A 13559-nucleotide genomic window follows, 5' to 3' on the forward strand; every position below is an offset into this window, starting at 1 on the left:
TATCAATTCCTTATCACTGCGGGTGAATGTGAAAACGGATCGATAAGCAAACCGTCTATAAATGCTGCCGGAGGGCGATCCCACGGCTGGAGGTTCGTGATGGCGGCACAGGCAGGCAGCGTGTTCGACGGCATGACGCTCGACCACACCGTGTTCTACGTCGGCGACGCGGACCGCGCGGCGGGCGAGCTCACCGACAAGTACGGGCTGGTGGTGCTCGGCACGTCCGAGACCTCGTCGGTGCGCTCGGTCGCGGTGGGCGGCGGCTCCATCCGGCTGGTGTTCTCCCAGGCCATCGCCGACGACACCCCGGCTGCCGCGTACGTGAAGGTGCACGGCGACGGCGTGGCCGACCTCGCGCTGGGCGTCGCCGACGCCCGCGCCGCGTTCGCCGAGGCGGTGCGGCGGGGCGCGCGGCCGGTGGCCGAGCCCACCGAGGCCGACGGCGCGGTGCTCGCCACGATCATGGGCTTCGGCGACGTGGTGCACACCTTCGTCCAGCGCCCCGGCGGCGCGCCCGGCGAGGACCCGGAGAGCGCGGGCGGCCTGCGCGTGCTGGACCACTTCGCGGTCTGCCTCGAGGCGGGCGGGCTGGAGCCGACCGTGGCGTTCTACCAGGAGGTGCTGGACTTCCGGGTGGTCTTCGAGGAGAAGATCGTCGTCGGGGCGCAGGCGATGAACTCCAAGGTCGTGCAGAGCACGTCCGGCGCGGTCACGCTGACCCTCATCGAACCGGACACCTCGCGCAAGCCCGGTCAGATCGACGACTTCATCAAGAACCACGGTGGCGCGGGCGTGCAGCACATCGCCTTCGCCACCGACGGCATCGTGGACGCGGTGCGCCGGTTGCGCGAGCGGGGCGTGGAGCTGCTCACCACGCCCGCCGCCTACTACGACCTGCTGGCGGACCGCCTCGGACCGACCCGGTACTCCACGGCCGAGCTGGCCGAGCTGAACCTGCTGGTCGACGAGGACCAGGACGGCAAGCTGTACCAGATCTTCGCCCGGTCCACCCACCCCAGGGGCACGTTCTTCTTCGAGATCATCGAGCGCGCGGGCGCGCACACCTTCGGCAGCGGCAACATCAAGGCCCTCTACGAGGCCGTCGAGGCCGAGCGCCACCGGACCGAGCGCTGAGCGCGGGGCACGGCGATGGACCCGCTGCGCGCCGGTGACCTGCACGGCTCGTTGACCGACCCGGTGCTGACCTCCATGGAGTTCCTCAACGAGATCGCGAACCGGCACCCGGACGCCGTGTCGTTCGCCCCCGGTCGGCCCTACGAGGAGTTCTTCGACGTCGAGGCCCTGCACCGCCACCTGCGCGCCTTCCACGACCACCTGGTCGCGGAACCGGGCGGGGACGCCGCGCGGGCGCGCCGGACGCTGTTCCAGTACGGCCGCACGAAGGGCGTCATCCACGAGCTGGTCGCCCGGAACCTGGCCGTGGACGAGGACGTCCACGTGGACCCGGAGTCCGTCGTGGTGACGGTGGGCTGCCAGGAGGCGATGCTGCTCGTGCTGCGGGCCCTGCGCGCCGACCCGAGGGACGTGCTGCTGGCCGTGTCACCGGTGTACGTGGGCATCACGGGCGCGGCCCGGCTGGTGGAGATGCCCGTGCTGGGGGTGCGCGACGGGCCCGAGGGGCTGGACCTGGCGGACCTGGTGGCGCGGATCAGGCGGGCGCGGGCCGACGGGCTGCGCCCGCGCGCCCTCTACGTGGTGCCCGACTTCGCCAACCCGTCCGGCGCCACCCTGCCCGTCGACCTGCGGCGCGAGCTGCTGCGCGTGGTCGCCGAGGAGGACCTGCTGGTGCTGGAGGACAACCCCTACCGCCTCTTCGGCGCGGGCGACGACCGGTTGCCCACGCTGAAGGCGCTGGACGGCGAGCGGGTGGTCTACCTGGGTTCCTACGCGAAGACCGCGTTCCCCGGCGCGCGCGTCGGCTACGTCGTGGCCGACCAGCCGGTCGACCTCGGCGACGGCCGCGCCTGGTCGCTGGCCGACCAGCTCTCCCGGATCAAGAGCATGGTCACGGTCAACACCTCGCCGGTGAGCCAGGCGCTGATCGGCGGCCTGCTGCTGGAGCACGGGTTCGACCTGGCCAAGGCCAACCTCCGGGAGATCGAGGTCTACCGCCGCAACCGCGCGCTGGTGCTCGCGGGCCTGGCCGCCCGGATGCCGGACGCGGCGGAGCGGGGCGTGCGCTGGAACTCCCCGGCGGGCGGCTTCTTCATCACGCTGACCGTGCCGTTCCCGGTGGACGACCGGCTGCTCGACCACTCCGCCCGCGAGCACCGGGTGCTGTGGACCCCCATGCACCACTTCCACGGCGACGGCAGGCCGCTGCCGCACCTGCGGCTGTCGGTCAGCCTGCTGACCCCCGACGAGATCGAGCGCGGCCTCGACCGGCTGGTCGCGTTCATCGAGGAGCAGCTCGCCGGGCGCTGACGCCCCGGCGCCCGGCCCCGGCGCCCCGGCGCCCCGGCGCCTCAGTCCCGCGCCGGTCGCCGCACCGCGCCGAGCAGCAGCCACGCGACGGCGCAGCAGGCGACCAGCACGGGCCACGGCCACCACGGGCCGAGCGAGAGCAGGCCGGTGAACAGCACCGGGGCCACGACCATGGCCGCGCCCCAGGACATCTGGTGCGCGCCGAGGTAGCGCCCGCGCAGCCCCGGCGGCGCCAGCCTGACCGCGAACGCCGAGCTGGTGGGGGCGAACAGCAGCTCCGCGGCCGTGAACACGACCACCCCGAGGAACAGGGCGGCCAGCGCCGCGCCGGTGGGCAGGAACGCCGCCGCGCCCAGGAGCACCAGGGAGGTCGCCCACACCGCGGCGGCCAGCCGGAGCACCTGCGCCTGGCCGCGCCCCTCGGTCCAGCGCACCACGGGGCCCTGCGCCAGCACCACCAGCACGGTGTTCACGGTGAACAGCGCGCCCGGCAGCCAGGCGTGGTCGGGCAGCGCGATCCCCACGTAGGCGGGCACCAGGAGGACGATCGCGTAGACGACGATCACGAAGAACCCGTTGGCGAGCACCAGGAGCGTGAACGGCCGGTCGCGCAGCACCACGCGGTAGCCGCCCTCCGGGCGCGGTCGCGCCACCGCCGCGCGCCTGCCCGCGAGCGCGCGGGCCTTGGGCCAGGTGCCGATGAGCGCGGCGATCAGCAGGAAGCTCAGCGCGTTGGCCACCGCCAGCGCCCGGTAGCCGTCGACGCCGAACCCGACCACCGAGGCGGCGACGATCGCGCCGAGCCCCAGCGCCGCGTTGCGGGTGGACCTGATGAGGGCGAACCAGCGGGGCTGCTGGTCCAGGCCCGCGAGGTCCACGACGAGCGCGCCCTGCGCGGGCAGCCAGGCGCCGTCGGCCCAGTAGACGAGCGCCGCCGCGAGCACGAGCTGCCAGGGCTCGCTCACCCACAGGTAGGACAGGAACCCGGTGGCGCGCAGCACGTTGCAGCCGACCACGACCGCCGTGGCGCCGAACCGGTCCACCAGCGGACCCGCCATCACCCCGGCGGGCACCCCGGCCAGCGCGGCCACCGAGAGTGCGGTGCCGATGGCGAGGAGCCCGAGGTCGGAGACGACCAGGAAGTACGGGATGGTGAACGGGAGGAACAGCCCGCTGCCCAGGCTGTCCACGGCAGCCGAGACCACCAGCCGGTGGAGCCCGCGCATCCTGGGCAGTCCGAGCCGCTCCGCGCGAGAGGTGACCGTCATTGATCGAACGATATGACCGGATCGCCCGCGGGACAATGGATAACAAATCGAAAAGACCGTTCACTAGGTTGGTCCGGAACGGACTACGTGGAGGTTTCCCGTGCTGGGAGAGAACGAGGATTCCGGCGAATTCGAGGTCGTCGTCAACCACGAGGAGCAGTACTCGATCTGGCCCGCCGACCGGGCGGTCCCGGACGGCTGGCGGACCGCCGGGCAGCGCGGCGCCAAGCGGGCCTGCCTGGAGTGGATCGACGCGAACTGGACCGACATGCGCCCGCTGAGCCTGCGCGAGGCGCTGCGCGGGGCCGGGGACCGGGCTTGACGCCTCCGGTCGGCGCGCGGGTGGGCGCGCTGCCGCGCGTGCCGCTGATCACCGCGCCCACGCGGCTGCACCCGGTGGACGGCCTGGCGCCGCGCCGGGTGCTGGTCAAGCGCGACGACGAGAACTCCCCCGTCTTCGGCGGGTGCAAGACCAGGGCGCTGGAGTTCGTGCTCGGGGCGGCGCGCGCCGCGGGCGCCACGGCCGTCCTCACCTCGGGCACGGCGGGCTCCAACCACGTGGCGGCCACGGCCCTGCACGCGGGGCGACTCGGGTTCCGGGTCACCGCCCTGGTGCTGCCGCAGGAGCCGGGCGCGCTCGTGGCGCGGAACCTGCGGTTGGCCGCGGGCGCGGGCGCGCGGCTGGAGCCGGTGCCCGACGGGGTGTCGGTGCACCCCGACCGGGAGCGGCACCGCGCGGCGGTGGCGGAGCTGCGCGAGCGCGGCGAGCGGGTGCACGTGATCCCGTTCGGCGGCGCGGACCCGGTGGCGGGCGTGGCGCACGCGCTGGCCGGCCTGGAGCTGGCCGAGCAGGCGCGGGGGCTGCCGGGGCCGCTGCGGGTGCACCTGCCCGCCGCGTCGACCCTCACGGCGGCCGGGATCGCCGCCGGGCTCGCGCTGTCCGGCCTGCCGTTCCAGGTGACGGCGGTGGACGTGGTGGGCAGCTCCTCGACCCTCGGCCCTGGGCTGCTGGGGCGCGCCCGCGAGGTGGCCGCCCTGCTCGGCGGCCCGGCGGACGCGGTGCGCCCGGAGCACGTGCGGCACGTCGGGTACGCGGGCGCCCCGTACGGCGTGCCCGACCCGGAGGCGGGGCGCTGCGCGGACCTGCTGCGCGAGGCGGCGGACGTGCGGGTGGACGAGTGCTACGGGGCCAAGGCGTTCCACCACCTGCTGGGCGAGGTGGGCGACGCCGACGGCACGCACCTGTTCTGGCACACCGGCAGCACGCGCGAGGCCGGGGAGGTGTTCGGCCCGGTCCCCCCGGAGCTGCTCTGCTACGTTGAGTGACCATGATCGGAGTCACGAGGCGGTCCGGGCTCGCGCTGGCCGTCCTGGTCTCGTCCGCCGCCTGCGCGGGAGCCGAGCCCGTCGCGCCGCCGCCGGCCCCCGCCCCGACCGCCCCGTCCGCCGTCGCGGTGGAGCGGTTCACCCCGGTCGAGCGCCGCCCCGTCGCGGACGCCACCACCACCGCCCGCGAGGTCGTCGTCGCCGGGCGGACCCGCGCCTACCGGCTGCACGCCTCGCCGGGGGCGCCCGCCCTGCCCGAAGGCCGCCCGCTGGCGCTCGTGCTGCACGGCAAGGGCGGTTCCGCCGAGGAGATGGAGCGGCACAGCGGGTTGAACGCCGCCGCGGACGCCGCGGGCGTGGCGCTGGCCTACCTGGAGGGCGTGGCCGAGGGCTGGAGCGCCTCGCCGGAACCCACCGATCTGCGCCCGGACCCGGACGCCGACGTGGACTTCGCCCGCGCGGTCGTGGACGAGCTGACCGGCGCCGCGCGCGTGGACCCCGACCACGTGTACGCGATCGGGTTCTCCGAGGGCGGGATGATGGCGCTGCGCCTGGCCGCCGAGCACCCCGACTGGTTCGCGGGCGTCGCGTCCGTGGCGGGGCAGCTGCCGGGTCCCCCGGCCGAGGTGCGACCGACCGGCCCGATCCCGGTGCTGTCGATCTACGGCGACGCCGATCCGCTGCGCCCGTTCGACGGGCTCTCCACCGCGCCCGCGGACACGCCCGCGATCGGCAAGGAGCCGCCGAAGCCGACGATCTCCACCGCCGAGACCGTGGAGGCGTTCTGCCGGGCGGGCGGCGCGGACGAGCGGCGGCGCGAGGAGGCGCGGCCCGCCGCGTCACCGGGCGGCACCTCGACCAGCCGGGAGACCTGCGCCAACCCCGACAGCGGCCTGCGCGTGGTGTCGATCACCGTGCACGGGGGCGGGCACACCTGGCCGGGCGGCACGTTCCCGTACCGCCCGGCTGTGGTCGGGGCCACCGACCGTCAGCTGTCGGCCGCCGACACCGCCGTCGACTTCCTGCTCGGCGGCTGAGCGCCGCCACCGGGGGTGACCGTCACCAGGTGACCGGCAGCTCCACCGGCGAGCGCAGCAGCGAGCCCTGCCGCCACGGCACCTGCTCGGGGGGCACGGCCAGGCGCAGGCCGGGGAAGCGGGTCAGCAGCGAGGTGAGCGCCACCTGGAGCTCGCCCCTGGCGAGCTGGGCGCCCAGGCACACGTGCACGCCGCCGCCGAAGGCCAGGTGCGGGTTGTGCTCGCGCGCCAGGTCCAGCACGTCCGGGTCGGTGAACACCCGGTCGTCGCGGTTGGCCGAGTTGGTGCTGGCCACCACCGCCTCCCCGGCCCGCACCAGCACCCCGCCCACCTCGACGTCCTCGGTGGCGATCCTGGCGAACGCGCCGCCGGAACCGAGCGGGATGAAGCGCAGCAGCTCCTCCACCGCCGTGGGCACCAGCTCCGGGTTGTCCCGCAGCAGCGCCCACCGCTCCGGTCGCTCCAGCAGCAGGTACACCGAGCAGGCGAACTGGCTGGCGGTCGACTCGTGCCCGCCGACCAGCAGCGTGATCCCGGTCTGCGTGAGCTCCCGGTCGGTGAGCCGGTCGTCGTCGTGCGCGGCCACCAACGCGCTCATCAGGTCCTCGCCGGGCTCGCGCCGCCGCTGGTCGGCCAGCTCGCCCAGGTACTCCTCCAGGGCCGCCCGCGCCGCCACGATCTCCTCGCGGGTGTGCGCGGTGGTGGACAGCACCGTGGCGGAGAAGTCCCGGAACCGGTAGTGGTCCTCGGTCGGCACCCCGAGCATCTGCGAGATCACCGACACCGGGAGCGGCAGCGCGAGCCCCGCCACCAGGTCGGCCGGGGCGCCCGCCTGCTCGACCTGGTCGAGCAGGCCGTCCACGATCTCCTGGGTGCGCGGGCGGAACTCGCGGACGCGGCGGGAGGTGAACGCCCGCGCGATCAGCTTGCGCAGCCTGCTGTGCTCGGGCGGGTCCATGCTGAGCATCGATCCGGCGGGCGCGGCCTCGGGGGTCACCCTCGGCGTCTCCTCCCGCCCGGCCGCGCGGGCGCGGCTGAACCGCGAGTCGCTGAGCACGGCCTTGACGTCCTCGTGGCGGGTGACCAGCCAGCAGTCCTCGCCGTAGGGCAGCCGGACGCGGAGCGCGGGCTGCTCGGCGCGCAGCGGCGCGTAGCCGGGGTGCAGGTCCAGGGCCACGGGATCGCCGAAGGGGTACGAGCGCGTGTCGGTTCTGGTCACGTTGTTCCTCTCCAATGGACCGCGCCGGGTCACGGGCCGGTCGTGGCAAGTTCCGCCGCGTAGGCGTGGGACAGGCTGGGCAGCCGGTAGTGGCTCTCGCCGCCGGCGCCCGCCCCGGCGGGCTCCAGCAGGTGCGCGTCGACCAGGCGCTCCAGCACGTCGTCGGCCTCGGGTGTCGAGCAGCCCAGCAGGGCCGTGGCCGTCCAGGACGTCAGCTCCGGCGTGGGCAGGCCGCCCAGCGCCCGGTACAGGTCGGCCGCCACCGGGTCCAGGCAGCGGGCGCTGGAGGCGAGCCCGTCGCGCAGGTGCTGCCCGCCGAGGCCGGACAGCCTGCTGCGCGGGCGGTTGAGCTCCCGGACCATCCTGGGCACGCCCCAGTGCGGTTTGCTGGCCAGGTGCGCGGCGGCGGCCAGCAGCGCGCCCGGCACCCGACCGCACAGCTCGACCAGCTCGACCAGCCCGACCAGGGCGTCCGGGTCGCGCCCGGCCCGCGCCTCGCCGATGATGCCGCGCACCAGCGCCACGGACTCGTCGAACCCGAGGCCGCCCAGCCGCAGCGGCACCGCCCCGCTGCGGGCGACCAGCTCGCGCAGCGGGTCGCGGGAGGTCACCAGCACCCGGCAGGTGGCGGTGTTCGGCAGCAGCGGCCAGACCTGGGCCGCGTCGCGGGCGTCGTCCAGCACCAGCAGCATCCGGCGGGCGGCCATCGCGGTGCGGAACAGCGCGGGTCGTTCGGCGGCGACCGGCACCCGCTCGGGCGGCACGCCCAGCGCGTGCAGCAGGTGCGCGAGCACGGCGCCGGGGGCCGACGGCGGGTGGTGCGGGTCGTGCCCGCCCAGGTCGACGAACAGCTGGCCGTCGGGGAACAGGTCGGCGTTGGCGTGCGCCCACCGCACCGCCAGCGCGGTCTTGCCCACGCCGACGCCGCCGACCAGCAGTCCGAGCGGCGGCGCGCCCGCCTGCCCGTCCTCGGCGGCCAGCCGGTCCAGCACCGCCAGCTCCTCGGCGCGCCCGACGAACACCTGCGTCGCGGCGGGCAGCTGCGACGGCGGGCGCTCGACCGCCGGGCGGTCCTCGTCGCGCAGGATGCGCTCGTGCAGCCGGCGCAGCTCCATCCCCGGCTCCAGGCCGAGCTCGTCGACCGAGCGGCGGCGCAACCGGGCGAACGTCTCCAGCGCCGCGGCCCGGTGGCCGGAGCGGTACTGGGCGATGATGAGCAGGCCGTAGAGCCGGTCGCGCAGCGGGTGCCGCTCGACCGCCGCCGCGAGCCCGGCGACCAGCAGGCGGTGCTCGCCCAGCGCCAGGCGCAGCTCGACCTGCTCCTCGTAGGCGGTGAGCAGGGTCTCCTCCCACTGGCAGGACAGGTGCTCGGGCACCGTCCCGGTCACGTTCGCCAGCACCGGGCCCCGGCGCAGCGCGAGCGCCGAGCCGTACAGCCGGACGGCCTCCGCGCCCCGGCCCTGCCGGGCCGCCGCCCTCGCCAACGCCACCAGTTCGTCGAAGTCCAGGGTGTCCAGCCGGTGCCCGCCGGAGCGCAGGACGTACCCCGGCGCGACGGTCTCGATCACCTCGTCGGCGCCGCTCGCGCGGAACGCCTTGCGCAGCGCGGACACGCAGATCGCCACCTGCGTCCGGCTGGTCGACGGGGGCCGGGCGCCCCAGACCGTCTCGGCCAGCGCGTCCACCGACACCACGCGGTCGGCGTTGAGCAGCAGCGTCGCCAGCACCGTCCGCTGGCGCGGCCCGCCGACCTGGACCCGGCGCCCGCCCGCGCGCACCTCCAGCGGTCCCAGCAGCAGGAACTCCAGCTCCCCGGCCGTCGTCTTCCCCTGACCCCGCGCCCCGGCCCCGATCGCGGTCCCCGAGGCGGTCAGGGCGCACCTCGCCGGGTCGGCGCGGCCTGCGCGGTCGCGAGTCCCCTGGCCGCGTCGACGTCGGCGCACCCGGCGAGCAGCAGGGCCTGCGCGAACTCGGTGCGCAGCAGTTCCAGCACCCGCGCCGCGCCGCGCTCGCCGCCGACCGCGAGCCCCCACAGGATTGGGCGGCCGAGCAGCACGCCGGTCGCGCCGAGCGCGAGGGCGCGCAGCACGTCGACGCCGCTGCGGACGCCGCTGTCGAACAGCACCTCGGCCGCGCCCGCCACCGCGTCGACGACGCGCGGCAGGGCCACCGCGCTGGGCGCCGCGCCGTCGAGCTGCCGCCCGCCGTGGTTGGACACCACCACCGCCGAGGCGCCCAGCTCGACGCACCTGGTGGCGTCGCGCGGGTCGAGCACGCCCTTGACCACCAGGGGGAGCCTGGTGCGCGCCCGCAGCCACTCCAGGTCGCGCCACCCGAACGCGGGGTCGAAGACCGCGCTCGTGTGCTGGGCGACGCCGGAGCCGACCTGGCGCGGCTCGTGCGCGGATGACGGGCCGTCGGCGAGGTGGACGGCCCGGACGGTCCGGGGCAGGGTGAACCCGTTGCGCACGTCCCGGAGCCTGCGGCCCATCACCGGCACGTCCACGGTGATCACCAGCGCCCGGCAGCCCGCCGCCTCGGCCCGCGCCACGAGTTCGGCGACCAGGCCGCGATCGCGCAGCCAGTAGAGCTGGAACCACAGCGACGCGCCGGTCTCGGCGATCTCCTCGACCGACCGGCTGCTCAGCGTGCCGACGGTGAAGGGGACGCCGGCGGCGCCCGCCGCGGCGGCAGCCGCGACCTCGCCGTCGGGGTGGACGAGGCACTGGTAGCCCATCGGCGCCACGGCGACGGGCAGCGTGGCCGCCGTGCCCACGAGCGAGGTGCTCGTGTCGGCCGCCTGGACACCCGCGAGCACCCTGGGGAGCAGGGCCACGTCGTCGAGCGCCGCGCGGTTGGCGGCCAGCGTCACCTCGTCGCCGCTGCCGCCCGCGATGAAGTCGCGCACGTCCCCCGGCAGCCGGGCGGCGGCGGCCCGTTCCACCTCAGCCAGGTCCTCGGGGTCTTCCGCGCCGCCCCCTGCGGAGTTGCGGACGCCCATGGCTCGTTGCCTCCTGTCCGTCGGGCACGCCGCCTCCCCACGCGCGGGGGGAGGGCGGAAAAGATCGTGTGAGATCTCGGCCGGACCGGACACCCAGGGCACCCCGAAATCGACGTGCCATTCCCGGTCGGCAAATCGAACGTATCGGCCTCGGATAAGCCTGTCAAGGGCGCGACCACAGGGCGTTCCGCCACTAATTCGACATCCGGCGCACGATCGTTGGACGCAGCGGGCAAGCGGGGCGAACATGTCGCACACCGGGCATCAGATCAAGAGAATACGCAGCTCAGAAGCCTGCTTAAAGATCAATACGAGGTTCGCAATACATTTGACGCCTATCTGACCAAGAGGTGGACCGCCCCAATCTTCCGACTCGCCCCGAACCGAAGCCCGCGAGTTCGGACCGAAGTTCGTCCGAACTTCGGGCGAACCGGCGCGCTGGACCAGCCGGGTGATTTCCGGAATACCTTGGCCGCGGTGCGCATTCTTCCGCCCGAGGGTCCTTTGGTGCTTTCGCCCGAGGCTGCGCGATCCCGAACCGCCCGGTGGACCCGCCCGCGCCCGCCGGGTCCCGGCGGTTCCGGGTCCCGGCGGGCGCGCGGGCGGCTACCTCGGGGAGAGCCTGCAGCGGACCGGGGTGGTCGCGTGCAGCGTCATGCCCTGGTCGAGGGAGACGTCGGTGTCCACGCCCTCCAGCTCGAACTCCTGGAGCACCATGGCGAGGGCCTGCACGGCTTCGAGCATCGCGAAGTGCTCCCCGACGCAGGCGCGGGGGCCGCGCCCGAACGGGAACCACGCGTACCTCGGCCGCTCGGCCTCCAGCTCGGGGCGGAAGCGCTCGGGGTCGAACCGCTCGGGGTCCGCCCAGTAGGCGGGGTGGCGGTGGGTCACCCACGGGCTGACGAACACGTCCGAGCCCGCCGGGATGCGGTAGCCCCCGATCTCGGTCTCCGCCACCGACCTGCGCACGACGGAGGGCACCGGCGGGTAGAGCCGCATGGCCTCCTTGAGCACCTGCGTCGTGTAGCCCAGCCGGTCGAGGTCCGCGGCGCCCGGCGGACGACCGCCGAGCACCCGGTCCACCTCCTCCCGCGCGCGGGCCTGCGCGTCGCGGTGGTGGGCCATCAGGTGCAGCGCGAAGGTCAGCGCCGTCGCGGTCGTCTCGTGGCCGGCGAGCAGGAAGATCAGGACCTGGTCGCGCACCTCCGAGGCCGCGAGCCGGTCCCCCGTCTCGTCCTGGGCGCGGGCGAGCAGCCCGAGGAGGTCGTCGCCCTGCGGGCGGCCTGCGGCGGAGCGCTCGGCGATGATGCGGTCGCACAGCCCGTGCACCCGCCGGTGGGCGGTCGCGTACCCGCGGTCCCACGAGCGCGGCAGGCCGACCGGCGAGACCGTGCGCCGGGCCACGCTGCCGCTGATGACCGGGAAGCTGTCCCGCATGGTGCCGACCGCCTCCTCGACGTCGACGCCGAACAGGATGCGCGCCACCACGCGCAGGGTGAGCCTGGTCGACTCCTCGCGCAGGTCCACCACCCGGTCGTCCAGGCCCCGCCACCGGCGCAGGACGGCGCTCACCTCCTCGCGCATGGCGTCGGCGTACTGGTCGACCCGGCGCCGGGTGAACAGGGGCTGGATCAGCCCGCGCTGCCGCCGGTAGGCGTCGTCCTGGCTGGTGAACAGGCCGTCGCCGAAGGCGGCCCGCACCTCGACGTAGGTCTTGCTGTCCTTGCGGAAGTTCGCCGCGTCCGTCGCGAGCACCCGCTGGGCGCCCTCGGCGGAGAAGACGCCGTGCAGCGTCAGGCGCAGGCCGGGCGGTCCGGCGACGAACCGGACGACGTCCCCGCACTCCCGCATCCCGCGCAGGAGGACCCCCAGGGAGTCGCGGCGCAGGTCGAACATCGAGCCGAACAGGCGTGAGCCGGTCGGCGAGGGCGCCAAGGTGGCCATAGCTCCTCCGCAGGTCGAAGTGGTCGTTCACCGACGCCCGCGGCTCGGCCGCGGGGTCGGCGGGTGGGTGGTCGGGGTCAGGGCCGGGTGTCGGGGGCGGGGTCGGGTGTCGGGGCCGGCGGGCAGGCGGGGCCGGCGGGCGAGGGCTCAGGCGTCGGGGTCGGGCGCGCCCGCGCGCGGCCGGGCGCTGAGCGGGCGCAGGTCGGTCCAGTGGCGCTCGACGTAGTCGAGGCAGGCGGCGCGGGTGTCGTCGGCGTGCGCCACCCGCCAGCCCGAGGGCACGGGCAGGTCGCCGGGCCACAGGGAGTGCTGCTCCTCGGCGTTCACCAGCACCGAGAAAGCGCGGTCGTGGTCGTCGAAGGGGTTCATCGCGGGTGCTCCCGGTGGCGTCCGCTCACTTCCAGCCGGGGAAGTACGGGTCGACCCGGAACGCGGGCACGGGCCGGGCGTTGGCCGGGTCGAGGGCGTTGAGCACGTGCAGCCAGGCGCGCTCGTTGTAGACGATGCCCGCGTGCTCGCACAGGTCCTCGGGGCAGCCGTCCTGGAGCAGGATGTTGGTGACGTTGTCGCCGTGCAGGAACGCCTTGTGGAAGGGGGTGACGATCTGGTCGTGCTCGGTCATGATCACCGTGTAGGTGGGACCGGGGCGGGTGTCGCCCCTGCCGTAGATGGTGTCGATCATCGCCGAGTCCGGCGCGCCCTGGTCGCACAGCGGGAAGATCTTGCGCGCCATCAGGGCGTAGTAGCGGGGGAAGGCGTTGCGCAGCACGTAGGTCAGGGTGCTGAACGACACGCCGTGGTTGGACGGCGCGATGGAGACCGCCTTGTCCACGTTGTGGTAGCCGTCGAGGACGTTGAGGTAGTACTGCATCAGCAGGCCGCCGCCGCCCGAGTGGCCGACCAGGTCGATCTTGTCGACGCCGGTGCGCTCCTTGATCCGCTCGACCTCCTCGGCGAGCTGGACGCCGCTGACGGCCAGGTCGTCCACGCCGTTGCACGGCACCTCGACCTTGCCCGCCCACCTCGGCCTCCCCCAGTTCATGGTGAACACGCAGAACCCGTGGTTGCGCAGGAAGGGCGCGCCCGCCTGGAAGTTGAACGACTGGTTGGCCATGAAGGCGTGCAGGAGGAGCACCGGGCGGGGGCGCTCCTCGGTGGGGCCGAACAGCGGGTCGTTGGCGCCGGGCGGGGGCTTGCCGGGGGTCAGGTAGGCCCGCACGCCCGCGCGCATGTCCCACGGCACCGGCAACTGGCCGGGCTTGCGCGTGCGGACGGGCTCGGGGGTCTCGGTCGGCTCGGTGGTGGACACGGGGGTG

The 13559-nt window shown here is 74.9% G+C and carries 12 protein-coding genes; 5 read left to right on the plus strand and 7 right to left on the minus strand.

Translation table 11 applies throughout. The features are described from left to right. Nucleotides 1-99 precede the first annotated feature (99 nt). A complete protein-coding gene (hppD, locus tag AMIR_RS22830; protein WP_015803310.1) occupies nucleotides 100-1137 on the plus strand; it encodes a 4-hydroxyphenylpyruvate dioxygenase in 1038 nt (345 codons plus the stop codon). 15 nt (nucleotides 1138-1152) lie between these two features. Next, nucleotides 1153-2448: an aminotransferase-like domain-containing protein gene (locus tag AMIR_RS22835; RefSeq protein WP_015803311.1), complete on the plus strand. Its 1296-nt coding sequence runs from the start codon at nucleotides 1153-1155 to the stop codon at nucleotides 2446-2448. A 41-nt stretch (nucleotides 2449-2489) separates the two neighbouring features. Here the strand turns inward: AMIR_RS22835 and AMIR_RS22840 are convergent, their stop codons facing one another. Continuing rightward, a complete protein-coding gene (locus tag AMIR_RS22840; RefSeq protein WP_015803312.1) occupies nucleotides 2490-3716 on the minus strand; it encodes an MFS transporter in 1227 nt (408 codons plus the stop codon). A gap of 100 nt (nucleotides 3717-3816) precedes the next feature. On the opposite strand from AMIR_RS22840, the gene AMIR_RS22845 reads away from it, so the two are divergent. From AMIR_RS22845 to AMIR_RS22855, 3 genes are read left to right on the plus strand one after another with little or no spacing between them, the layout of a single operon-like run. Next, the gene (locus AMIR_RS22845) at nucleotides 3817-4038 is read left to right on the plus strand and encodes an MbtH family protein (protein WP_015803313.1); all 222 of its coding nucleotides are present in this window, start codon (nucleotides 3817-3819) and stop codon (nucleotides 4036-4038) included. Then, complete coding sequence (locus AMIR_RS22850) at nucleotides 4035-5042, plus strand: pyridoxal-phosphate dependent enzyme (protein ID WP_240438640.1); 1008 nt, start codon at nucleotides 4035-4037, stop codon at nucleotides 5040-5042. The genes AMIR_RS22845 and AMIR_RS22850 overlap by 4 nt, the downstream gene beginning before the upstream one ends. A 2-nt stretch (nucleotides 5043-5044) precedes the next feature. Next, nucleotides 5045-6079, plus strand: coding sequence for a CE1 family esterase (locus AMIR_RS22855; RefSeq protein ID WP_015803315.1), 1035 nt, complete (start codon nucleotides 5045-5047; stop codon nucleotides 6077-6079). 22 nt (nucleotides 6080-6101) lie between these two features. Here the strand turns inward: AMIR_RS22855 and AMIR_RS22860 are convergent, their stop codons facing one another. The 6 genes from AMIR_RS22860 to AMIR_RS22885 form a co-directional block, all read right to left on the minus strand. Further along, on the minus strand, nucleotides 6102-7298 hold the full coding sequence (locus tag AMIR_RS22860) for a cytochrome P450 (RefSeq protein ID WP_015803316.1): 1197 nt from the start codon (nucleotides 7296-7298) through the stop codon (nucleotides 6102-6104). Nucleotides 7299-7327: 29 nt separating this feature from the next. Then, on the minus strand, nucleotides 7328-9241 hold the full coding sequence (locus AMIR_RS22865; RefSeq protein WP_118947239.1) for an AfsR/SARP family transcriptional regulator: 1914 nt from the start codon (nucleotides 9239-9241) through the stop codon (nucleotides 7328-7330). Then, on the minus strand, nucleotides 9169-10299 hold the full coding sequence (locus AMIR_RS22870; RefSeq protein ID WP_015803318.1) for an alpha-hydroxy acid oxidase: 1131 nt from the start codon (nucleotides 10297-10299) through the stop codon (nucleotides 9169-9171). Before AMIR_RS22870 ends, AMIR_RS22865 begins: the two co-directional genes overlap by 73 nt. A 606-nt stretch (nucleotides 10300-10905) precedes the next feature. Next, on the minus strand, nucleotides 10906-12243 hold the full coding sequence (locus AMIR_RS22875) for a cytochrome P450 (RefSeq protein WP_015803319.1): 1338 nt from the start codon (nucleotides 12241-12243) through the stop codon (nucleotides 10906-10908). A 147-nt stretch (nucleotides 12244-12390) separates the two neighbouring features. Then, nucleotides 12391-12612, minus strand: a complete 222-nt coding sequence (locus AMIR_RS22880) for an MbtH family protein (RefSeq protein WP_015803320.1) — start codon at nucleotides 12610-12612, stop codon at nucleotides 12391-12393. A gap of 25 nt (nucleotides 12613-12637) precedes the next feature. Then, the gene (locus AMIR_RS22885) at nucleotides 12638-13552 is read right to left on the minus strand and encodes an esterase/lipase family protein (protein WP_015803321.1); all 915 of its coding nucleotides are present in this window, start codon (nucleotides 13550-13552) and stop codon (nucleotides 12638-12640) included. Between the last annotated feature and the right edge of the window lie 7 nt (nucleotides 13553-13559).

Source organism: Actinosynnema mirum DSM 43827 (assembly GCF_000023245.1).
Classification (GTDB): Bacteria; Actinomycetota; Actinomycetes; order Mycobacteriales; family Pseudonocardiaceae; genus Actinosynnema; species Actinosynnema mirum.